The organism is Sphingomonas sp. BK345 (genome assembly GCF_014193845.1).
Lineage (GTDB): Bacteria > Pseudomonadota > Alphaproteobacteria > Sphingomonadales > Sphingomonadaceae > Sphingomonas.
The window spans coordinates 364,448-385,922 of the sequence record NZ_JACHZX010000004.1; the positions used below are offsets into that span (position 1 = coordinate 364,448).

Sequence of the window (21,475 nt, forward strand, 5' to 3'; positions counted from 1 at the left end):
TCGTTGGGAGTATACCAGGTGCCTGTATTTCCAGTCGGCGTCGAATAGATCGTGCCGTCCGGATCTCCACCCGCCACCATCACTTCCTCTTCTTCACTTATTATTGAAAAGTTGGTTCATTTTTGCTAAATAGAAAAGGTTCTGCCATTGCCTTCTCCGAAGGATGAAGCCGACTCATTGTCGGCAAGTATATGCTGCCTTCAACGGATTATCTTTTCTATGCAGAAGTGGCACAAAGCGGCCAAACTAACCATTAACCTTGTAGAATAATTGACAATCATCGGATTGGCGAGTTGGATGGCGCTTGATCAATGCGACCATCGCGGTCATTGCTCCATGATGCCGGTACCCGGTTGACCCAGCGCCTACCGCGACGCAGCATTGCGCGATGGCTACACTCCCCCCGATCACCAACAATCCCGACGTCCGCTATCTCGGCCGCGTGCTGGGCGACGTTATCCGCGCTTATGGGGGCGAGACGCTCTACGAGCGCACCGAGGCGATTCGCTCCGCCTCGGTCGAGCGCCACCGTGGCAACGACCAGGGCTCGCCCGACGTCGGGCTCGGCGCGCTCGACCTCGACGAGACGCTCGACTTCGTGCGCGGCTTCATGCTGTTCTCGATGCTCGCCAATCTCGCCGAGGACCGCCAGGGGATCGCCGCCGAGGAGGGCGCCGACGTCGCCGCCGCGCTCCAGCGCCTGGCCGGGGCCGGCGTTGACCGCGACCAGGTGCTCGCCCTGCTCGACCGCGCGCTGATCGCGCCGGTGCTCACCGCGCACCCCACCGAGGTGCGGCGCAAGAGCATGATCGATCACCGCAACCGCATCGCCCAGCTGATGGCGCTGCGCGACCGCGGGATCGACACCACGCCCGAGGGGGACCAGGTCGACGAGGCGATCGTGCGCCAGGTCGCGCTGCTGTGGCAGACGCGCGTGCTGCGGCGCGAGCGCCTGTACGTCACCGACGAGGTCGAGACCGCGCTCAGCTACCTGCGCGACGTCTTCCTGCCGGTGATCCCCGCGCTCTACCAACGCTGGGATCGTGCGCTGGGCGCCCGCGTGCCCGCCTTCCTGCGCCCGGGCAGCTGGATCGGCGGCGACCGCGACGGCAATCCCTTCGTCACAGCGGACAGCCTGCGCGCCGCGCTCGCACGCGCGTCGCGCGCGGTGCTGGGCTATTATCTCGACCAGCTCCACGCGATGGGGGCCGAGCTGTCGATCTCCGCCGACCATGGCGCGGTCGACGAGGGCGTGCTCGCGCTGGCCGAGGCGAGCGGCGACACCTCCGAGACGCGCAGCGACGAGCCCTATCGCCGCGCCATCAGCGGTATCTACGCGCGCACCGCGGCGACCTATCAGAAGCTCACCGGCGAGCCAGCGCCCCGCCCCGGCACGCTGCGCGGTGAGCCCTATGACAACCCGGCCGCGCTTCGTGCCGACCTCAAGACGATCGCGCGCCCGCTCTCGGCCGAGGGCGCGGGGCTGCTCGGTACCGGCGGCGCGATCGGGCGGCTGATCCGCGCGGTCGAGGTGTTCGGCTTCCATCTCGCCACGCTCGATCTGCGCCAGAACAGCGCGGTGCACGAAAAGGTCGTCGCCGAGATGCTGCGCGTCGCCGGCGTCTGCGCCGATTACACCGCGCTGGACGAAGACGCGCGCGTGATGCTGCTGCGCCAAGAGCTGGCCACGCCGCGCCCGCTGACCAGCCGCTTCACTACCTATTCGGACGAGACGGCGTCCGAGCTGGCGATCGTCCAGGCCGCGGCCGAGGCGCACGCCACCTACGGTGCGGCGTGCATTCGCCAATATATCGTGTCGATGACCAAGTCGGTGTCCGACCTGCTCGAGGTCCACCTGCTGCTCAAGGAGGTCGGGCTGTACCGCCCAGCGTCCGACGACGCCCCTGCCAGCGCCGCCGTGATGGCGGTGCCCTTGTTCGAGACGATCGAGGATCTCGAGGCCGCGCCCGCGATCATGACCGAGTGGTTCGCCATCCCCGAGGTGCGCGACATCGCGTGCGCGCGCGGTCACCAGGAGGTGATGATCGGCTATTCGGACAGCAACAAGGACGGCGGCTATCTCACCTCGACCTGGCAGCTGTCGCGCGCCTCGACCGCGCTGAAGCCGGTGTTCGACGCCGCGGGAGTCGGCATGCAGTTGTTCCACGGCCGCGGCGGTGCGGTCGGGCGCGGCGGCGGCTCCAGCTTCGCCGCGATCCGCGCGCAGCCCGCGGGCACGGTGCAGGGCCGCATCCGCATCACCGAACAGGGTGAGGTGATCGCGGGCAAGTACGGCACGCGCGAGAGCGCCAGCACCAACCTGGAGGCGATGGCCTCGGCGACCTTGCTCGCCAGCCTCGAGCCCGAGCAATTGTCGAACAGCGACAATGCCAGCTTCGCCGCGGCAATGGACCGGCTGTCCGACGCGGCCTTCCGCGCCTATCGCGGGCTGGTCTACGAGACCGAGGGCTTCCGCACCTTCTTCCGCCAGATGACCCCGATCGCCGAGATCGCCGGACTGAAGATCGGCAGTCGCCCTGCCAGCCGCAAGCAATCGGACGCGATCGAGGACCTGCGCGCCATACCCTGGGTGTTCAGCTGGGCGCAGGCGCGCGTGATGCTGCCGGGCTGGTACGGTGTCGGCCAGGCGATCGCCGCGTTCGAGGATCGCGGGCTGCTGCGCGAGATGGCGCAGGGTTGGCCGCTGTTCGCCGCGACGCTGGCCAACATGGAGATGGTGCTCGCCAAGTCGGACATGGGGATCGCCGAGCGCTATGCCGGGCTGGTCGAGGACGCCGAGCTGCGCGACCGCGTATTCGGGCGCATCCGCGACGGCTGGCAGCAGACCCACGACGGGCTGCTCGACGTCACCGCGCAGTCGCACCTGCTCGAGAAGCATCCGGCGCTCGACGCCTCGATCCGGCTACGGCTGCCCTATATCGAGCCGCTGAACCTGCTCCAAATCGAGCTGATGAAACGCCACCGCGCGGGCGAGGCCGACGAGCGCGTGCGTCAGGGCATCCTGCTGTCGATCAACGCGATCGCGACGGCGCTGCGCAATTCGGGGTGAGGAGGCAGCGTGACGAGCGATGCGTGCCGGTGGCGGACGCGCGGACGGTTCTGATCGTTCCTTTCGATCATGCCCTCACGCCCACTCCTGCGTCATCCCCGCGCAGGCGGGGATCCATACACGCTGACGCCTCGGCTCCGTCGTAGGTCCGCGCGTCTGGATCCGCGCCTGCGCGGGGATGACGGATGGTATCGATGAAGTGCTTCATGACCGGGGCTCGCCCGCGGCTGATATCTGCTGACGTATCAGCGAGCGGAAGCCGCGCCGAGCCGCCTCCCTTTACTACCCCTCCAGGCTCTTCGACGCCTGTTCGAACAAGTCCTTGCTGATCCCAGGCGTCGCGACGATCCGCTCCAGCTCGGCGCGCATGAGCGCCGCGCGTGCAGGGTCGAAGCGGCGCCAGCGGCCGAGCGGGGGCAGCAACCGCGCCGAGGTTTGCGGGTTGAGCGGGTCGAGCGCGAGCAGCTGGTCCGCGAGCCAGCGATAGCCTGCCCCCCCGGCGACGTGGAAGGCACGCTGGTTAACCGCGAAGGCGCCGATCAGCGCGCGCGCGCGATTGGGGTTGGCGAGCGAGAAATCGGGGTGGCGCGCCAGCTCGGCGACGAGCGCGGGCGTGTCGTCGCGCGATGCCAGCGCCTGCGTCTGGAACCATTTGTCGAGCACCAGCGGATTGTCGGCATAGCGCGCGTAGAAGGCCGCCAGCGCGGCGTCGCGCTCGTCGGAATGGCCGCTCGCCAGCGCGGTGAGCGCGCCCTGCCGGTCGGTCATGTTGTCCGCTGCCGCGAACTGCGCCCAGGCCAGCGCCGGCGCGTCCGCCGCGCCGCCCGCCTGAAGGTAGTGGAGCGCGACGTTGCGCAGGCGCCGCACGCCCTTGGCCGCCGGCGTATAAGCGTAAGGCACGCGATCGCCGAGATCGCAGGCGGCGCGCCAGCGCTGGTCGAGCGCGCGCGCAAGCGCACGCCGCAGCGCCTCACGCGCGGTGAAGACCGCCTCGGGGTCGACCATGGCGAGCTGGTCGCCGATAAAATTCTCCGATGGCAGCAGCACCGCCTCGGCGACGAAGGCACGGTCGAGCGCTGGATCGTCGAGCGTGTCCGCCACCGCCTCGATCACGGCGCGATGATCGGCCTCGCCCTCCACGGTTGCGGCCACCAATGTGTCGAGCATCAGCTGCTGCGTCGCCTCGTAGCGCGCAAAGGAATCGTCGTCGTGGCGCGCGAGGAAGGCAAGGTCGGCGGCGGTGCGATCGCTCTCGATGATCACCGGCGCGGAGAAGCCGCGGTTGAGCGAGACCACGGGCCGCTCGGTCACGTCCTCGAAGGCGACGCTCTCCGCCGCGTCGCGCAGCACCACCAACCGCTCGGCACCGAGCGGCTTGCCGGTGGCGCTGCCGAACAGTCGCACCCGCAGCGGCAGGACCTGCGGCGCCTTGCCGCTTTGCCCCGGCGTGTCGGGCACCTTCTGCGCGAGGTGGAGCAGCGCACGGCCGCTGCCGGGCTCATGCTCGACGCTGGCCGACACGCGCGGCGTGCCCGCCTGGCTGTACCATAGGCGGAACTGCGCGAGGTCGACCCCGCTCGCCTCCTCCATGCAGCGGACGAAGTCCTCGCAGGTCGCGGCGGTGCCGTCGTGGCGGTCGAAGTAGAGGTCGGCGCCGGCGCGGAAGGCGGCGTCACCCAGCATCGTCGCCACCATGCGGATCAGCTCGGCGCCCTTGTTGTAGATGGTCGCGGTGTAGAAGTTGCTGATCTCGATGTAGCTCTCGGGGCGCACCGGGTGCGCCAGCGGGCCGGAATCTTCGGGGAACTGCGCCGCGCGCAGCCCGCGCACGTCCTCGATCCGCTTCACCGCGGCGGAGCCCTGGTCGGCGCTGAACGACTGGTCGCGATAAACGGTGAAGCCTTCCTTCAGGCTCAGCTGGAACCAGTCGCGGCACGTGACGCGATTGCCCGACCAGTTGTGGAAATATTCGTGCGCCACCACCGCGGCGATGGCGTCATAGTCATAGTCGGTCGCGGTGTCCGGATCGGCGAGGATGTAGCGGCTGTTGAAGATGTTCAGCCCCTTGTTCTCCATCGCGCCGAAGTTGAAGTCGTCGACCGCGACGATATTGAACACGTCGAGGTCATATTCGCGGCCGTAGACGCGCTCGTCCCACGCCATCGAGAGCTTGAGCGCGTCGAGCGCGTGCGCGGTCTTGGCCAGCTCCGCGGCGCGGACCCAGATGCCCAGTGCCACCTCACGTCCCGAGCGCGTGGTGAACGTGTCGCGGTTCACCGCCAGGTCGCCCGCCACCAGCGCGAAGAGATAGGAGGGCTTGGGATAGGGATCGTGCCACTCGGCCCAGTGCGTTCCGTCGGCGCCCTCGCCCTGCGCCACGGGGTCCCCATTGGCGAGCAGCACCGGGAAGCGGCGCCGGTCGGCGCTCATCCGCACCCGATAGGTGGCGAGCACGTCGGGCCGATCGGGGAAATAGGTGATGCGTCGGAAGCCCTCGGCCTCGCATTGCGTGCACAGGATCCCACCCGAGGCGTAGAGCCCCATCAGCTGGGTGTTGCGATCGGGCGCGACCTCCACTTCGGTCTCGATCACGTGGCGGTCGCCGGCGAGCGGCACGACGAGTTGCTCGCCCTCTATCGTCCAGCCCTCGGCGGGCGCGCCGTCCACCATGACCGAGAGCGGCACCTGCCCCGCGCCGTCGAGCCGCAGCGGCAGGTCGTGCGTGCCGTTGCGCTCGACGCTGAGCCGGGCGCGCACGCGCGTGCGCGTCGGATCAAGCGCGAAATCGAGCGCTATATCAGGGACGAGCCAAGCGGGCGCCTGATAATCGCGGCGATAGGTGACGAGGGGTGCGGCGGCGGTGAGGCGTGCGTCCATGGCCTTGACTATAATCGGGCGCCGCGCTGGTTCCATGAGAAAGCGGCGTCCGTCTCCGCCGCACCGGGCCACTCGGCAGGTGCGCGATGTGAAAAGCTAAGCTACGGCGATTCCTTCAAATTGCCGAAGGTCGCCGATGTACCGTCGTATCGTCACTCCGCTGCTGCTCGCCTGTGCCACCGTCGCCACCGCCCAGGTTCCCGCCCCCGCACCTGCCCCGACGCCGGCCGCGCGCAACGCCGCGCTCACCGCTCCGCTGCCCGCCGATCAGGCGGCGATGAAGGCGCACGTGATGTTCCTCGCCTCGGACGCGATGCGCGGGCGCGAGGCGGGCAGCGGCGAATATGACATCGCCGCGCAATATGTCGCCTCGCAATTCTACGGCGCCGGGCTCAAGCCGATGGGCGACGACGGCGGCTACCTCCAGAAGGTGCCGCTGACCGCCTATAAAATCGCGGACGAGGGCGCATTCAGCTGGGCACCGGCGACCGGCGCATCGCAGAAGCTGGCGTTCGGCACCGACTATGTGCCCGCCGCAAACCCCGCCGCGAAGCAGACGCGCGTATCGGCACCGGTGGTCTATGTCGGCCACGGCCTGTCGGCGAACGCTTATGGCATCGACGATTACGCCGGCGCCGACGTGCGCGGCAAGATCGTCGCCTATGTCGGCGGTGTGCCGACCGGGCTGCCGAGCGAGATCGCGGCGACGCTGAGCGGCGCGCCGGCGCGGCTCGCCGCCGCAGCAGCGCACGGCGCGGTGGGAGCGGTCGCGATCGCCGACCTGCGCGCGCCGGGGCGCGGCACGCCGGGCTTCGACACGGTGAAGAAGGGCTATGACTCGGAGCGGGTGACCTGGGCGCTGCCCGACGGCACCGGCAGCAGTGCCACCCCCTCGGTGCCGCTGCTCGGCACGCTCTCCACCGCTGGCGCGGCCAAGCTCTTCGGGCGCGACTGGGCGACGATGGTGCGCGCGGCGAAGAAGAAGGTGCTGCGCGCGCGCCCGGTCACCGCCGCCGGCACGCTGACGGTGCAGAGCGCGACCGGCTTCCGCGCGCTGCCCAGCAGCAACGTCATCGGCATGATCCCCGGCACCGATCCGAGCGTCGGGCGCGAGACCGTCGTGCTGTCGGCGCACCTCGATCACGTCGGCGTTGGCATGGCGGTCAAGGGCGACACGATCTACAACGGCGCGCTCGACGACGCGATCGGCATCGCCAGCCTGATCGAGGCGGCCAAGCGCTTCAGGCAGGCGCCGCCGCCGAAGCGGTCGGTGCTGTTCCTCGCCGTCACCGCCGAGGAGAAGGGGCTCGTCGGCAGCGACTATTTCACCAACCATTCGACCGTGCCGATCACCGACATCGTCGCCGACGTGAACCTCGACATGCCGATCCTCACCTACAGGTTCGAGGACATGGTGGCGTTCGGCGGCGACCGCTCGTCGCTCGGGCCGATCATCGCGCGCGCGGTCGGCGCGATCGGCGTCGGCCTCTCGCCCGATCCGATGCCGGAGGAGGCAATCTTCGTCCGATCGGACCATTTCCGCTTCGTGCAGAAAGGCGTGCCCTCGGTCTTCCTGTGGCCGGGACAGAAGGGGCCGGGCAAGGCCGCGGTCGCCGACTTCATGGGCAACTGCTACCACAAGCCGTGCGACGATCTGTCGCAGCCGATCCTGTGGGACCAGGGCGTCCGCTTCGTCGACGCCAATTACCGCATCGCGCGCGAGATCGCCGACGCGGCCGACCGGCCGCGCTGGAACAGAGGCGACTATTTCGGCCTGCTGTTCAAGGGACCGATGGCGGCGCAATGAGCCGCCGCGGCGGCGCGCGGCGCGCTCAGTCGAGCGGCCGCGCCTCGCCCTCGGCGTAGAGGTGCGTGCAGACCTGCGCCTCGGGCGTGTCACCCGGCTCCAGCGCCGCGACGGTAACCCAGCCTTCCGCGCGCATCGCCGCGCCGTCCGCCGCCGGCGTGCCGAACGGCAGGAACAACCGGCGGCGCTCGCCCGCGGGCTGGTCGCCGATCAGCCGGTCCGCGAACAGCGAGAAGCCGGTCGCCGCCTCCTCGGAACCGCCCTCGTGCACGACGGTGTAAGTGCCGCCGCGGCCGACCTCCGCGGACGAGCTCCCCGCGAACAGCGAGAAGCCCAGCCAGGTCTGATATTCGAAGCCGTGGCGCTCGGTCGGGTCGAGCGTCAGCACCGCGCGACCATCCAGCGCACGCGCGATCGCGGCGAGCGCGTCGAGCCGTGACCCGAGCGCGCCGTCGCGGTCGAAGTCTCGCAGCCGCGCCAGCGCCTGATCGAACGGTCCCGCCGCCGCGACGAGCGGGAGGTAGTCGGGCGCGAGCTCGGCGACCGCGCCCGCGTCCTTGGCGTCGAGCCGCTGGCGCAGCGAGTCGAGCTTCTCGGGCGCGACCGGCAGCGCGCCCGCCGCGAGCGTGTCGACCAGATCGGGCAAGGTAAAGTCGATCGAGGGACGCGCCACCCTCGCGGCCGCGACCGCCTCGATCGCGACGGTCACCACCTCCTGCGCCGCCGCCACGGTGTCCAGCCCGAACAGCTCGGCGCCGATCTGCCGCGTCTCGCGCGCGGGAGCGAGCTGGCTGGCGCGCAGCTTGAGCACCGCGCCGGCGTAGCTCAGCCGCACCGGCCGCGGATGGTGCCCCATCCGGGTCGCCGCGATCCGCGCCACCTGCGCGGTCAGGTCCGGCCGGATCGCCAGCGTGCGCTGCGACACCGGGTCGACGAAGCGCACCGCATCCTGCAACGCGCCGGCCTTGAGCCGCGAGCCTAACCCCTCGGCGAACTCGGCGAGCGGCGGGTCGACGCGCTCATAGCCGTGGGCGTGAATCGCGCCGAGCACGCGCGCCTCCAGTGCCGCAGCGGCGTCGGCGACGGGCGGAAGGCGGTCGCGCAGCCCCTCGGGCAGCAGCGCGGTCACGCGCGACGCTCCCGCTCGTCCGCCACGAGAAGGCAGGGGTGAGGCGTCATCGTCATCGTCCCGTTCGCGTTGCGGCGGCACACCCGATGGCCGCGCGCCTCGAGCCCTGTTGTCCGCCGGTCGCCGCCCGATTGGTCGCTGCGCGCGCCGCCGTCAACCTCGCCGGAAGGCGGGCGCCACCTTGAGCGGCAAGTGATTGAGAAGGCGCGGCACCCGCGCGCGCCCCGCCGCGTTACCCCGCCATGCCTACACCCTCCGAACACCCGCTCCGCCTCGGCTTCCCGGTCAAGGTGATGGGTAAGCCCGGCCTCAAGAGCGGCGACACGCGCCGCTGGCAGGCCAATCCGCATCTGAAATGCTCGCTCGAGCAGGTCGATAAGGTGCTCGACTATCTCGCCAGCGAGCGGCTCGACATGTATCGGCTCTCGTCCGATCTGGCGCCCTACGCCACGCATCCGGACATGCCGCAGTTCCACGACATGGTGCGCGAGAGCGACGCCGAGCTCGCCGCCTTCGGTGCCAAGGCGCGCACGCTGGGCATCCGGCTGTCGTTCCACCCCTCGCAATATGTGCTGCTCAACAGCCCCGACGACGCGCTGACCGCCAAGTCGATCTGGGATCTGTCGTCGCAGGCCGAGATGCTCGACCGTATGGGGCTGGACGAGGAGGCCGTGATGGTGACGCACGTCGGCGGCGTCTACGACGACCATGACGCCAGCCGTGAGCGCTGGCTGCGCGGCTGGGAGCGCTGCCCCGAGCATGTGCGGCAGCGGATCGTGCTCGAGAACGACGACCTGCGCTTCTCCGCCGCCGACGCTTTGTGGATCCACGAGCGCTGCGGCGTACGGCTGATCTTCGACTATCAGCATTTCTGGTGCCTCAACCCCGAGGGGCTGGACATGCGCGAGACGCTGGAGCGCTTCCTGGCGACCTGGCCTACCGGCGTGCGTCCCAAGATCCACTTCTCCTCGCCGCGCACCGAGATGCGGGAGATCAAACAGAAGATCACCGCCAAGCAGCGTGCCAGCGGCAAGACGGTGCGCAAGGGCGAGCTGGTCAAGGCGCCGGTCAAGGCGGGCGCGCGCGTCAAGACGGTGTTGCGCCCGCCGGTGTGGACCGGCCACGCCGACTTCACCAACCCGTTCGAGTTCGCCACCTTCATGCGAACCGCGGCGGGGCTGGTGTTCGACGTGATGATGGAGGGCAAGGCGAAGGACGTCAGCCTGCTCAAGCTACGCCCCGACCTGCTGCGCTACGCTCCCGACGTGGCGGCGCGCTTCGGCATCACCGCGGCCGATGCCGACGCGCTCGCCGCAGACGAGGCGGCGCTGGAGAGCGGCGGCGCGGCGGCGGACGAGGCGCCCGACGTGGACGAGGGCGAGATGTGATATGCCGTTCTCCGGCACAGGCCGGGGCCCCGTTGGGAGACGCCAGTGTGACTCACAGGCGCCTTCCCACCTGGGCCACGGCCTTCGCCGGGAACGGCCTCACTCCCGATAGGCCGGGCTCACCCGGTCGAGCTTGCGCAGCAGCGCGGGCCAGGCGAGCGCCTGTGCCACCATCCCCATCCCCGCCGGGCTGGCCTGGTGCGCGACCTTCTCCTCGACGCCGTCGGGCGGCGGATTGAGCCCGTCGCGCCCCGCCGCGAGCATGTGCACCTGCGCCTGGCACGCGCGCTCGAGGAAGTAGAGCCGCAGGAAACAGGCCGCGACCGAGTTGCCCACCGCCAGCGTGCCATGGTTGCGCAGGATCATCGCGTTCTTGGCACCGAGATCCGCGACGAGCCGCTCACGCTCGGCGAGGTCGGTCGCGATGCCCTCGTAATCGTGATAGGCGACGTCGTGGCTCGCGATCATCGCGGTCTGCGTGTGCGGCAGCAGCCCGCACGCCATCGCCGAGACCGCCTGACCGTGCGGCGTGTGCAGGTGCATCACCGCGTGCGCGTCGTCGCGCGCCACGTGGATCGCCGAGTGGATGGTGAAGCCCGCCGGGTTGACCGGATGGTCCGAGCGGCCGACCGGCTGTCCGTCGACGTCGATCTTGACCAGAGTCGAGGCGGTGATTTCCTCGAACATCATGTCGTACGGGTTGATCAGGAAATGATGCTCGGGCCCGGGCACCCGCGCCGACAGATGGGTGAAGATCAGGTCGTCCCAGCCGTATAGCGCGACCAGCCGGTAGGCAGCGGCGAGATCGACCCGCGCCTCCCACTCGCCGGGCGCATAGGCCGCAGTGTCCACCGACGCGAGCGTCGCCATCGCCTCTCTCCTCTATTTTCGCGCGAGGGTAGAGGAAGCGCGGCGGAGTCGCCAGCGTGCGGTTGGAGCGCAAGAAGAGCTCGGCCGGCCGCCCTGACCGCTGGCCCTTCTTCCTCTCGCCGTGACCCCGGCGAAGGCCGGGGTCAACTCGTCCGCGCACCCATGGGCCGGCGATGCGCGGCAGGGTGGATCCCGGACCACGTCCGGGATGACGGAAGAGAGCGACGTTCGCGTCCCTAGGAACGGGCCGGCCCCGCCCGCTCAGTCGACGAAGGCGCGCTCGATCACGAACTGGCCGGGGTTGGCGTTGGAGCCCTCGACCAGCCCGCGCTGCTCGAGCATGCCCGCGACCTCGCGGATCATCGCGGTCGAGCCGCACAGCATCACGCGGTCGTTCTCGGCGTCGAACTTGGCATCGCCGCCGAGCCCGTCGAACAGGCGGCCGTCCTCGATCAGCGCGGGGATGCGCGCCTGCACCGGAAAGTCCTCGCGCGTCACCGTCGGCAGGTAGCGGAACTGCGCCGCCGCCTGCTCCGACACCAGCGGGTCCTCAGCCAGCTTGGCCTCGAGCATCTCGCGCCAGGCGAGGTCGTCGACGCGGCGGACGCCGTGAACCACCACCACCTCGTCGAACCGCTCGTACACGTCGGGGTCGCGCGCCACGCTGAGGAACGGCGCGAGCCCAGTGCCGGTCGACAGCAGGAACAATCGCCGTCCACCGAGCAACGCGTCGAGCACCAGCGTGCCGGTCGGCTTCTTGCCGAGATAGACCTGGTCGCCGGGCTCGATCTGCTGCAGCCGACCGGTCAGCGGCCCCTCGGGCACCTTGATGGAGAGGAATTCGAGCTCCTCGGCCCAAGCCGGGCTGGCGATCGAATAGGCGCGCATCACCGGCTTGGCGGCCTTGCCGTCCTCGCCCGCGATGCCGGGCAGGCCGATCATCACGAACTCGCCCGAGCGGAAGCGGAACGAGGCGGGACGCTCGACCGCGAAGCTGAACAGATGCTCGTTCCAGTGACGCACCCAGGTGACCGCCACGCTATGAAAGGCGGTGGATTCAGGGATAAGCACTGGCGCGCGGAGGTCGGTCATCGGCGATCCGGTCTGAGAACGGGGAATGTCGTGCGAATGGGGCGCATTATGGCCCGAGAGGCGCAGGGTCAACCATAGGTCGGCTTGGGGCGCGCGCGGTCAGGCTTGTCGCGGCGTGCCGTCCCGCTGCGCCAGCGGCGCTTGTAGGAAGCGCAGCGCCACCCACTCGATCGCGGTGACGGTGCGCGCCAGTGCGGGCTCGGTCACGAGCGTCGCCGCGATCCGCCGCGTCCCATCGCGCTCGCCGTGCATCGCCGAGTCGATCAGCGCGAGCAGCACCGCCTCGTCATCGCTCACCGTGCGCGCGGTCGCCGCGCCGAACCGGAGCCATCGCTTCCCCTCGCGATCGAGCGCTCCCATCGCCGCGGCGAAGTCCGGGAGCGCGGCATTGACCCCGCGCCAGGTGAAGGCCGGGGCGAGCGCGCGGCAGGCGCAGCGGCCCGCGCGCGTGACCAGCGTCCACTGACGCATCGCGCTGACGAGGAAATGCAGATGCTCGTCAAGCTGGTCGAGCGGCCGATCGAGGAAGCGGTACATCGTCGCCCCATGTGGTTGCGATTAACTCGCAGTAGCGTTCTGCTGGCGTGGAAGCAAGAGGGCCAGCAACGTTTCCCCCGGCACGTAGTGGGGGACCGCTCGCGGAAGCGAGCGGTCGAGGGGGCTTCCTCATACGAGCCGCCCGTCGGTGGAGAGCTCCCTTCGCCACCGGCCTGCGGCCGGCGGTCGCCCTCCGCGCGCGCGGGGAGGATCTTCCCTTACCCGAACCCTTTCCCCCGCTCGATCCCGCGCCCATATCAGCGGCATGGCGATCCAGATCCGTACGTCCCTTGCCGAGCCGGAGACCGGCACCGACTTCGTCCCTCACCGCCCCAACCGCCCGCAGAAGGTCGAGGGTGGCCGTCGCTTCACCCTCGTCAGCGAGTATCAGCCCTCCGGCGACCAGCCGACCGCGATCCGCGAGCTGGTCGAGGCCGCCAGGGCGGGCGAGCGCGACCAGGTGCTGCTCGGCGTCACCGGCTCGGGCAAGACCTTCACCATGGCCAAGGTGATCGAGGAGATGCAGCGCCCCGCGCTGATCCTCGCGCCTAACAAGATCCTCGCCGCGCAGCTCTACGGCGAGTTCAAGAGCTTCTTCCCCGACAACGCGGTCGAGTATTTCGTCAGCTATTACGATTATTACCAGCCCGAAGCCTATGTCCCGCGCTCCGACACGTACATCGAGAAAGAGAGCTCGATCAACGAGTCGATAGATCGCATGCGTCACTCGGCGACGCGCTCGCTGCTCGAGCGCGACGACGTCATCATCGTCGCCTCGGTGTCGTGTCTCTACGGCATCGGTTCGGTCGAGACCTATTCGGCGATGATCTTTGACCTGAAGAAGGGCCAGAGCGTCGACCAGCGCGAGATCGTCCGCAAGCTGGTCGCGCTGCAATACAAGCGCAACGACGCCGCCTTCCAGCGCGGCAACTTCCGCGTGAAGGGCGATACGCTCGAGATCTTTCCCTCGCACTATGAGGACAGTGCCTGGCGCGTGTCCTTCTTCGGCGACGAGATCGAGGAGATCGTCGAGTTCGACCCGCTCACCGGCAAGAAGAGCGCGTCGCTCAACACGGTGCGGATCTACGCCAACTCGCACTATGTCACGCCCGGGCCGACGATGAAGCAGGCCGCGGAGGCGATCCGGCATGAGCTGAGCGAGCGGCTCAAGGAGCTGGAGATCGAGGGCAAGCTGCTCGAGCGCCAGCGGCTGGAGCAGCGCACCAACTTCGACCTCGAGATGATCGCGGCGACGGGCAGCTGCAACGGCATCGAGAATTACAGCCGCTTCCTCACCGGCCGCCTGCCCGGCGAGCCGCCCCCCACCTTGTTCGAGTATCTGCCCGAGAACGCGCTGCTCTTCGTCGACGAGAGCCACCAGACGATCGGCCAGATCAACGGCATGTCGCGCGGCGACCACCGCCGCAAGATCACGCTGGCCGAGTACGGCTTCCGCCTGCCCTCCGCGATCGACAACCGCCCGCTTCGTTTCAACGAGTGGGACGCGATGCGCCCGCAGACCGTCTGCGTCTCCGCGACGCCGGGTAGCTGGGAGATGGAACAGGCCAGCGGCGTCTTCGCCGAGCAGGTGATCCGCCCGACCGGGCTGATCGACCCGCCGGTCGAGATCAAGCCGGTCGAGGAGCAGGTGCAGGACCTGATCGTCGAGTGTCGCGCCACCACCGAGAAGGGCTATCGCACGCTCGTCACCACGCTGACCAAGCGGATGGCTGAGGATCTCACCGAGTACATGCACGAGGCCGGGATCAAGGTCCGCTACATGCACTCCGACGTCGAGACGCTGGAGCGCATCGAGCTGATCCGCGACCTGCGCTTGGGCGTGTATGACGTGCTCATCGGCATCAACCTGCTGCGTGAGGGGCTCGACATCCCCGAGTGCGGGCTGGTCGCGATCCTCGACGCCGACAAGGAGGGCTTCCTCCGCTCCGAGACGTCGCTGATCCAGACGATCGGACGCGCCGCGCGCAACGTCGACGGGCGCGTGATCCTCTACGCCGACCGGATCACCGGCAGCATGGAGCGCGCGATGAACGAGACCGCGCGCCGCCGCGAGAAGCAGGAGGCGTATAACCGCGAGCACGGCATCACGCCGACCACGATCCGCCGCAACATCGGCGACATCATCGCGCACGTCGCCTCGAAGGACCAGGTCACCGTCGAGATCGACGACGAGCGGCCGCACATGGTCGGCCACAACCTGCGCGCCTATATCGAGGAACTCGAAAAGAAGATGCGCAAGGCCGCATCGGACCTCGAGTTCGAGGAAGCGGGCCGGCTGCGCGACGAGATCCGCCAGCTCGAGCAGGAGGAGCTCGGACTGCCGGTGGAGCAGCACAAGGCGCCGCTGATGGGCCGCTCCAACGAGGGCAAGCCGGGGACGCGGAAGACCCGGTTCGGCAAGACGCAGCGCAAGTTCGGGAAGAGGTGAGAGCGTCCTGCGGCGCAGGGAAGCAACCCCGCGAGTGTTGCCAGCCGGCACCGTCACTTCGGGTCAGCCCCACCGTCGTATCAAAAACTTTCCGTCATCCCGGACTAAGTCCGGGATCCACCGGCCCGCATACTCGAGAGGCGTTGGTTTGGCGGAAGAGTGTATCCCTGACCAAGCCCAGGATGACGGAAAGGTAAGGGCCTGTTCGCATCTCGCGCAAGTTCTGCTGAAGATTGCGCGGGCGAGCCTTTCCTCGCCTCAGCCTAGCAGCATCTCCTTCACCCCGTGACGAAACAGGCCTCGCCCGCGACCTTGAGCCGACCGCAGAGGTTCGCCGCGTTGCCCGCGCTCCCCGCGTTGACCCGCAGCCGATAGACGTTGCGCCCGTTGACCGTCGCCGGCTGCACCACCTTGCCCAGAGCGGCGACATAGCCAAAGCGCTTGGCGATCGCGCTCCAGGCGACGTTCGCCGCTGCCTCGGTCGGGAAGGCGCCAAGCTGAACCAGCGCGCCACCCGTCCCGGCCCCAGGCACGCGCGGCACCGGCGCGGCGACGGGGCGTGCCGCGCGCAGCGGTGCCGCGGCCTGCGGCACTGCCGCGCTGACCGAGGGGGCGCCACTGGGCGGCGTCGGCGTCGCGCTGGGCGCCGCGCTCGGGCGCGCGATCGGCGCCTCGGGTACGGCGGAGAGATCGATCGCCGCCGCGCTGTTGCTGCCCGCGCTCGCCGCGATCGCCGAGTCGCCCTCACCCTCCACCTTGAGCCCGCCGGGCTCGTCGGGGCGGATCTTATAGTCGCCCGCCGGCGCCGCGATCAGCGCGCCCTCGCCGCTCGCACCGCGCTGGTAATGGTAGAGGCCGAACAGCACCGCGCCGAGCACCACCAGCCCCAGCAGCACGAGCAGCACCACCCGGCCGACCGGGGCGCCTTCGGGCTCGTCCGGCTCGACCGTCTCGAGCCAGGGCAGCCGGTCCTCGTCGCCGCGCGCGAACGACCCAGACCTCGACATCAGTGCATCTCCGTGACCGCCTCCACGCCCATGATGGCGAGGCCGTTGCGGATAATCTGGCCGATCGCGGCGGCCAAGGACAAGCGCGCGGCGGTGACCTGAGCATCCTCCGGGACGAGGAAGCGACGCTCCGGTCGATCGTTGCCGACATTCCACAGCGCGTGGAACTCCGCCGCCAGATCATAGAGATAGAAGGCGATACGGTGCGGCTCGCGCGCCGCGGCGGCGGTCTCGACCACGCGCGGGAACTGTGCCGCGCGCTTCACCAGCGCCAGCTCCTCCGTATCAAGCCGGGACAGATCGGCCGCCTCGGCGCTGATCCCCGCCTCGGCCGCGCGGCGGTGGAGCGAGTGCACCCGCGCGTGCGCGTACTGCACGTAGAACACCGGATTCTCCTTCGACGCCTCCACCACCTTGGCGAAGTCGAAGTCCATCTGCGCGTCGGAGCGGCGGGTCAGCATGGTGAAGCGCACCACGTCCTTGCCGACCTCGCGCACCACGTCGGCGAGCGTGACGAAATTGCCCGCGCGCTTCGACATCTTGACGGGCTCGCCGCCGCGCAGCAACCGCACCATCTGCACCAGCTTGACGTCGAAACGCGTCTTGCCCTCGGTCAGCGCGGCGACGGCGGCCTGGATGCGCTTGACCGTGCCGGCGTGATCGGCGCCCCAGATGTCGATCAGCTGGTCCGCGCCCTGCGCCTTCTGGAAGTGATAGGCGAGGTCGGCGCCGAAATAGGTCCAGTTGCCGTTCGACTTCTTGATCGGTCGGTCCTGGTCGTCGCCGAAGCGGCTGGAGCGGAACAGCGGCAGCTCGACGGGCTCCCAGTCCTCGGGCGTCTCGCCCTTGGGCGCCTCGAGCACGCCGTCATAGACGAGGTCGCGCGCGCGCAGCCACGCCTCGGCCGCCTCGGGCTTGCCCGCCGCCTGCAGCTCCGCCTCGGACGAGAACAGGTCGTGGTGAATGCCGAGCAGCGCGAGGTCGTCGCGGATCAGCACCAGCATCGCCGCCACCGCGCGCGCGCGGAACAGCGCGAGCCACTCGCTCTCGGGCGCGGCGGCGTAGCGGTCGCCGAACTCCTCGGCGAGCGCGCGCCCGACCGGGATCAGATAGTCGCCGGGGTATAGTCCCTCGGGCACAGCGCCGACATCCTCCCCGAGCGCCTCGCGATAACGCAGGTGCGCCGAGCGCGCGAGCACGTCGACCTGCCCGCCCGCATCGTTGACGTAATATTCGCGCACCACCTTGTGCCCGGCGAACTCGAGCAGGCTGGCGAGCGCGTCGCCGACCACCGCGCCGCGGCAATGCCCCATGTGCATCGGACCGGTCGGGTTGGCGGAGACATATTCGATGTTGACGGTGACGCCCTCGCCGCCGGACGAGCGACCGTAATCCGCCGCCGCCGCATGGATCGCGCCGATCTCGCCGCGCCACACGTCGTCGCGCAGGCGCAGGTTGATGAAGCCCGGCCCGGCGACGCTCACCTCGGCCACGTCGGGCAGCTGGCGCAGCTCGCCCGCCAGCGCTTCGGCGAGCGCGCGCGGGTTGGTCGCGGCCGGCTTGGCGAGCACCATCGCCGCGTTGGTGGCGAGGTCGCCGTGGCTGGGATCGCGCGGCGGCTCGACGGTGACGTTGCGGCGGTCGAGCCCCGCGGGCAGCGTGCCGGCGGCGGTGAGCGCGTCGAGCGCGGCGTCGAGGTGAGCGGCGAAGCGAGTGAAGAGCGTCATAGGCGCGGCGCCTTAGCCGATGCGCGAGGGCGACGCAAAAGCGCGTGCGGCGATGCGGGATCGACAGGTGCAATCGCTGCAATCACGTTTGCGAATCACTCAGTTGCGCATGTTGCGGCGCAACATCCATGCTGCGACGCATCAATCGGGCACTCGCCCCCTAGCCTGGAGCAACGTTCATGCGCACCACCACTATCCTCGCCGCCGCCGCCGCGCTGACCGCCACCGCCGCGACCGCCGCGCCGGCCGAGCGCAGCTTCACGCGCGACGGCCACACCTATGTGTACACCACCAGCGCGCTGGACTCGCAGCGCACCGTGATCGAGGGCCGCGAGGTCGGCCGTGGCGGTCGCTTCCGCTTGGTCGTGAATGGCGATCGTGTCTCGGGCCAGGCGAACGGCGTGCCGGTCTCGTTCCGCGCCGCTCAGCCACTGTCGACGAACGTCGTCGGCGCTGCCAACTGAGCGAACGGGCCGCTCGCCCGTTGGGCTGAGCTTTCGTCGAGCCGTTGATCTCGACACCGACGCGGCGTGCTCTTGGCTGAGCGCGCCGCGCTGGCTCACACCGTCCGTTCGTCCGCCAGCCCACACGGCGCCCCGGTCTCCACCTGCAGCGTCGCGTGTCCGATCCCGAAGCGGGTGTGCAGCATCTCCTGCGCGGAATGAAGGAAGCCGTCGCCGGGGTGACCGCCCGGCATGCAGAGATGCGCGGTGAGGCTCGGCTCGGTCGTCGACATCGGCCAGATATGCAGGTCGTGGATCGCCGCGACGCCCGGCAGCCCGGCGAGCGCGGCGCGTACGCCGTCATAGTCGATCCCGCGCGGCACCGCCGCCAGTGCCATCTCCACCGTCTCACGCAGCAGCCCCCAGGTCTGCCAGAAGATCACCGCGGCGATGACGAGGCTCACCGCCGGGTCGATCCAGCCGAAGCCCGTGAAGTAGAGCGCGATCCCGGCCGCGACCACGCCCGCCGACACCACCGCGTCGGCGAGCATGTGGAGATAGGCACCGCGAATGTTGACGTCGCCCTCGCGTCCGCGCGCGAACAGCCAGGCGGTGACGGCGTTGACCGCGATCCCGGCGCCGGCGACGAGCGAGACGGTCAGGCCCGGCACCGGCTGCGGCGCGCCGAAGCGATGTACCGCCTCCAGCGCGATCGCGCCGATCGCCACCAGCAGCAGCAGCGCGTTGGCGAGAGCGGCGAGGATGGTCGAGCCCTTCAACCCGTAAGTGAAGCGCTTCGACGGCGCCGCCCGCGCCAGCGTCGCGCCCCCCCAGGCCACCGCGAGGCCGAGCACGTCGGACAGATTGTGTCCGGCGTCGGCGAGCAGCGCCATCGATCCCAGGATCAGCCCGGCCGCTCCCTCGGCGACGACATAGGCGAGGTTGAGCCCGATCCCGATCGCAAAGGCGCGGTCCCAGCGCTCCGGTGGGGCGTGGTGATGGTGGCCGGGCGACTCGTGATCGTGGTGGTGGTGCGCGTGCGCGTGATGGTGACCGTGGCCCATGCGGGCGCGTCTACCATCACGGGGGCGGCGCGCGCCAGCGGCGCAGCGAGGGCCAGGTTGGCAGTCGAAGTGAGGGTGCTAGTCAGGGCTATTGAACATCGTTTCGCGGAAAGATCCTCCCCGCTCGCGGGGAAGGGGGACCGGCGCGCGAAGCGCCATGGTGGAGGGGGCTCTCCACGCAACGCAGCGTTCGCGGACAACCCCCTCCACCACCCGGCTGCGCCGGGCGGTCCCCCTCCCCGTACCGGCGAGGATCTCACTCCCTCGCCGCATCGAGTAGCGCAGCGTCCGAGGAAGCCCCACCGCTACCTGCTTCGCCGCTTGGATTTTCCTTCCTCACCCCGTCTCGAGCAGCCGCTCCGCCTGGGCCCGCGCCTCATCGGTGACGGTGGCGCCCGACAGCATGCGCGCGATCTCCTCGCGGCGCTCGGCCGCGTCGAGCGGGCGCACGCCGGTGCGGGTTACGACACCGTCGCTCGACTTGGCGATCAGCCAGTGCGTCGCGCCGCGCGCCGCCACCTGCGGGCTGTGCGTCACCACCAGCAGCTGGGTCGCCTGCGCCAGCCGCGCCAGCCGCTCGCCGATCGCGCTCGCCACCGCGCCGCCGACACCGCGATCGATCTCGTCGAAGATCATCGTGGTCGCGCCGCCCTCCTGCGCCAGCGCCACCTTGAGCGCCAGGATGAAGCGCGAGAGCTCACCGCCCGACGCGATCTTGGCGAGCGCCGCGAAGGGGGCGCCCGGGTTCGTCGCGATCTCGAACTCGACCCGGTCGCGCCCAGCCGCCGACCAGTCACTCTCCGCCAGCGGCGCGACCACGGTGCGGAAGCGCGCGGCGTCGAGTTTCAATGGTGCCAATTCATCGGCCACCGCGGCATCGAGCCGGGTCGCCGCGGCGGTGCGCGTCGCGGTCAGCTCGGCCGCGGCACTCTCGTAGCGCGTGCGCGCCGCCGCCACCGCGCGCTCCAGACCGCTCAACCCTTCCTCGCCGGCGTTGAGCCGCTCGAGCTGCGCCGCCAGATCGCCCGCCAGTGCGGCGAGCTCATCGGGCTGCACGCGATGCTTGCGCGCCATCGCACGAAGCTCGAACAGCCGCGCCTCGTCGTCCTCGAGCTGACGCGGGTCGTACAGCAGCGCCGCGGCGGCCTCGCGCAGCCGCTCCTCCGCCGCGCCTCCCTCGATCAGCGCGCGATCGACCGCCGCCAGCGCGTCGCCGAGCGCGGGATGGTCCTCCGCGATCCGCTCCAGCACGCGCGCGGCCTGGCGGAGATGAGTCAGCGCCCCGTCGCCGCCGTCGAGATGGTCGGTCACCGCGCCCAGATCGTCCGCCACCTTCTCGGCGCGCTGCATCGCGCGTCGCCGCTCGGCCAGCGTCTCCTCCTCGCCCGGCTCGGGCGCGAGCGCGACGAGCTCGGCGACCGAATGCTCGAGCCACTCGCGATCGCGCTGGGCCGCGGCGATGCCGTCGCGCGCCTCGTCCAGCGCGCGCTCGGCGGCACGCCATGCTACGTGCGCCTCGGCCACCGCGCGGGTGTTGCCGCGGGCATACGCGTCGAGGAGGGCACGATGACCTGCCGCGGCGAGCAGGCCGCGGTCGTCGTGCTGCCCGTGAATCTCGACGAGCAGCGCGCCGACTTCTCTCAGCAGCGCCGCCGACGCGGGCTGGTCGTTGACGAAGGCGCGGCTGCCGCCGTCGGCCTTGACGATGCGGCGGATGATCAGCGGCTCGCCGGGTTCGAGCTCCAGCCCGTTGTCGGCGAGCAGCGCCGCCGCCGCGGGCGGCGCGTCGAAGCTGGCGGTCACTACCGCCTGGGTCGCGCCGCTGCGCACCAGCCCGCTCTCGCCGCGACGACCGAGGGCTAGCCCCAGCGCATCGAGCAGGATCGACTTGCCCGCGCCAGTCTCGCCGGTGAGCACGCCGAGTCCGGCGCCGAACTCCAGCTCGAGCGCCTCGATCAGCACGACGTCACGGATGGATAGCGCGGTCAGCATCGGCCTGCGCTCCTTAGCGGCGA

General features: G+C 70.0%; 14 protein-coding genes. 5 read left to right on the forward strand and 9 right to left on the reverse strand.

Features of this window, described 5'->3' with window-relative positions; genetic code table 11:
- Positions 1 to 388 precede the first annotated feature (388 nt).
- The gene (gene ppc, locus FHY03_RS15175; RefSeq protein ID WP_183919361.1) at positions 389 to 3,070 is read left to right on the forward strand and encodes a phosphoenolpyruvate carboxylase; all 2,682 of its coding nucleotides are present in this window, start codon (positions 389 to 391) and stop codon (positions 3,068 to 3,070) included.
- A 282-nt stretch (positions 3,071 to 3,352) separates the two neighbouring features.
- Here ppc and pepN read toward each other — a convergent pair whose 3' ends face one another.
- A complete protein-coding gene (pepN, locus tag FHY03_RS15180; protein ID WP_183919359.1) occupies positions 3,353 to 5,947 on the reverse strand; it encodes an aminopeptidase N in 2,595 nt (864 codons plus the stop codon).
- A 136-nt stretch (positions 5,948 to 6,083) separates the two neighbouring features.
- Between pepN and FHY03_RS15185 the strand changes: the two genes are divergently transcribed.
- The gene (locus FHY03_RS15185; protein WP_183931564.1) at positions 6,084 to 7,754 is read left to right on the forward strand and encodes a M28 family peptidase; all 1,671 of its coding nucleotides are present in this window, start codon (positions 6,084 to 6,086) and stop codon (positions 7,752 to 7,754) included.
- A gap of 25 nt (positions 7,755 to 7,779) precedes the next feature.
- Here FHY03_RS15185 and FHY03_RS15190 read toward each other — a convergent pair whose 3' ends face one another.
- Positions 7,780 to 8,883 (reverse strand): ATP phosphoribosyltransferase regulatory subunit, encoded by a 1,104-nt coding sequence (locus tag FHY03_RS15190; RefSeq protein WP_183919355.1) that lies wholly within the window; start codon positions 8,881 to 8,883, stop codon positions 7,780 to 7,782.
- A gap of 242 nt (positions 8,884 to 9,125) precedes the next feature.
- Between FHY03_RS15190 and uvsE the strand changes: the two genes are divergently transcribed.
- On the forward strand, positions 9,126 to 10,271 hold the full coding sequence (uvsE, locus tag FHY03_RS15195) for a UV DNA damage repair endonuclease UvsE (RefSeq protein WP_183931565.1): 1,146 nt from the start codon (positions 9,126 to 9,128) through the stop codon (positions 10,269 to 10,271).
- A 99-nt stretch (positions 10,272 to 10,370) separates the two neighbouring features.
- Here uvsE and FHY03_RS15200 read toward each other — a convergent pair whose 3' ends face one another.
- The 3 genes from FHY03_RS15200 to FHY03_RS15210 form a co-directional block, all read right to left on the reverse strand.
- The gene (locus FHY03_RS15200; RefSeq protein ID WP_183919351.1) at positions 10,371 to 11,141 is read right to left on the reverse strand and encodes a class II aldolase/adducin family protein; all 771 of its coding nucleotides are present in this window, start codon (positions 11,139 to 11,141) and stop codon (positions 10,371 to 10,373) included.
- Between the two features lie 261 nt (positions 11,142 to 11,402).
- Entirely contained in the window at positions 11,403 to 12,233 is an 831-nt protein-coding gene (locus FHY03_RS15205) for a ferredoxin--NADP reductase (protein ID WP_183931566.1), read from the reverse strand.
- Between the two features lie 99 nt (positions 12,234 to 12,332).
- Complete coding sequence (locus FHY03_RS15210) at positions 12,333 to 12,770, reverse strand: hypothetical protein (protein ID WP_183931567.1); 438 nt, start codon at positions 12,768 to 12,770, stop codon at positions 12,333 to 12,335.
- 265 nt (positions 12,771 to 13,035) lie between these two features.
- Here FHY03_RS15210 and uvrB point away from each other — a divergent pair, with 265 nt between their 5' ends.
- Positions 13,036 to 15,219 carry an excinuclease ABC subunit UvrB gene (uvrB, locus tag FHY03_RS15215; protein WP_183931568.1) on the forward strand — a complete coding sequence of 728 codons (2,184 nt, stop codon included), beginning with the start codon at positions 13,036 to 13,038 and terminating at the stop codon, positions 15,217 to 15,219.
- A gap of 278 nt (positions 15,220 to 15,497) precedes the next feature.
- On the opposite strand, the gene FHY03_RS15220 is transcribed toward uvrB, so the two are convergent.
- Both FHY03_RS15220 and argS read right to left on the reverse strand, forming a co-directional pair.
- On the reverse strand, positions 15,498 to 16,226 hold the full coding sequence (locus tag FHY03_RS15220; protein WP_183931569.1) for an SPOR domain-containing protein: 729 nt from the start codon (positions 16,224 to 16,226) through the stop codon (positions 15,498 to 15,500).
- Positions 16,226 to 17,953 carry an arginine--tRNA ligase gene (gene argS / locus FHY03_RS15225; protein WP_183931570.1) on the reverse strand — a complete coding sequence of 576 codons (1,728 nt, stop codon included), beginning with the start codon at positions 17,951 to 17,953 and terminating at the stop codon, positions 16,226 to 16,228. The genes FHY03_RS15220 and argS overlap by 1 nt, the downstream gene beginning before the upstream one ends.
- Before the next feature lie 179 nt (positions 17,954 to 18,132).
- Between argS and FHY03_RS15230 the strand changes: the two genes are divergently transcribed.
- Entirely contained in the window at positions 18,133 to 18,417 is a 285-nt protein-coding gene (locus FHY03_RS15230) for a hypothetical protein (protein WP_183919344.1), read from the forward strand.
- A gap of 95 nt (positions 18,418 to 18,512) precedes the next feature.
- On the opposite strand, the gene FHY03_RS15235 is transcribed toward FHY03_RS15230, so the two are convergent.
- Complete coding sequence (locus FHY03_RS15235; protein ID WP_183931571.1) at positions 18,513 to 19,460, reverse strand: cation diffusion facilitator family transporter; 948 nt, start codon at positions 19,458 to 19,460, stop codon at positions 18,513 to 18,515.
- 336 nt (positions 19,461 to 19,796) lie between these two features.
- Entirely contained in the window at positions 19,797 to 21,452 is a 1,656-nt protein-coding gene (gene recN, locus FHY03_RS15240) for a DNA repair protein RecN (protein ID WP_183931572.1), read from the reverse strand.
- Positions 21,453 to 21,475 lie beyond the last annotated feature (23 nt).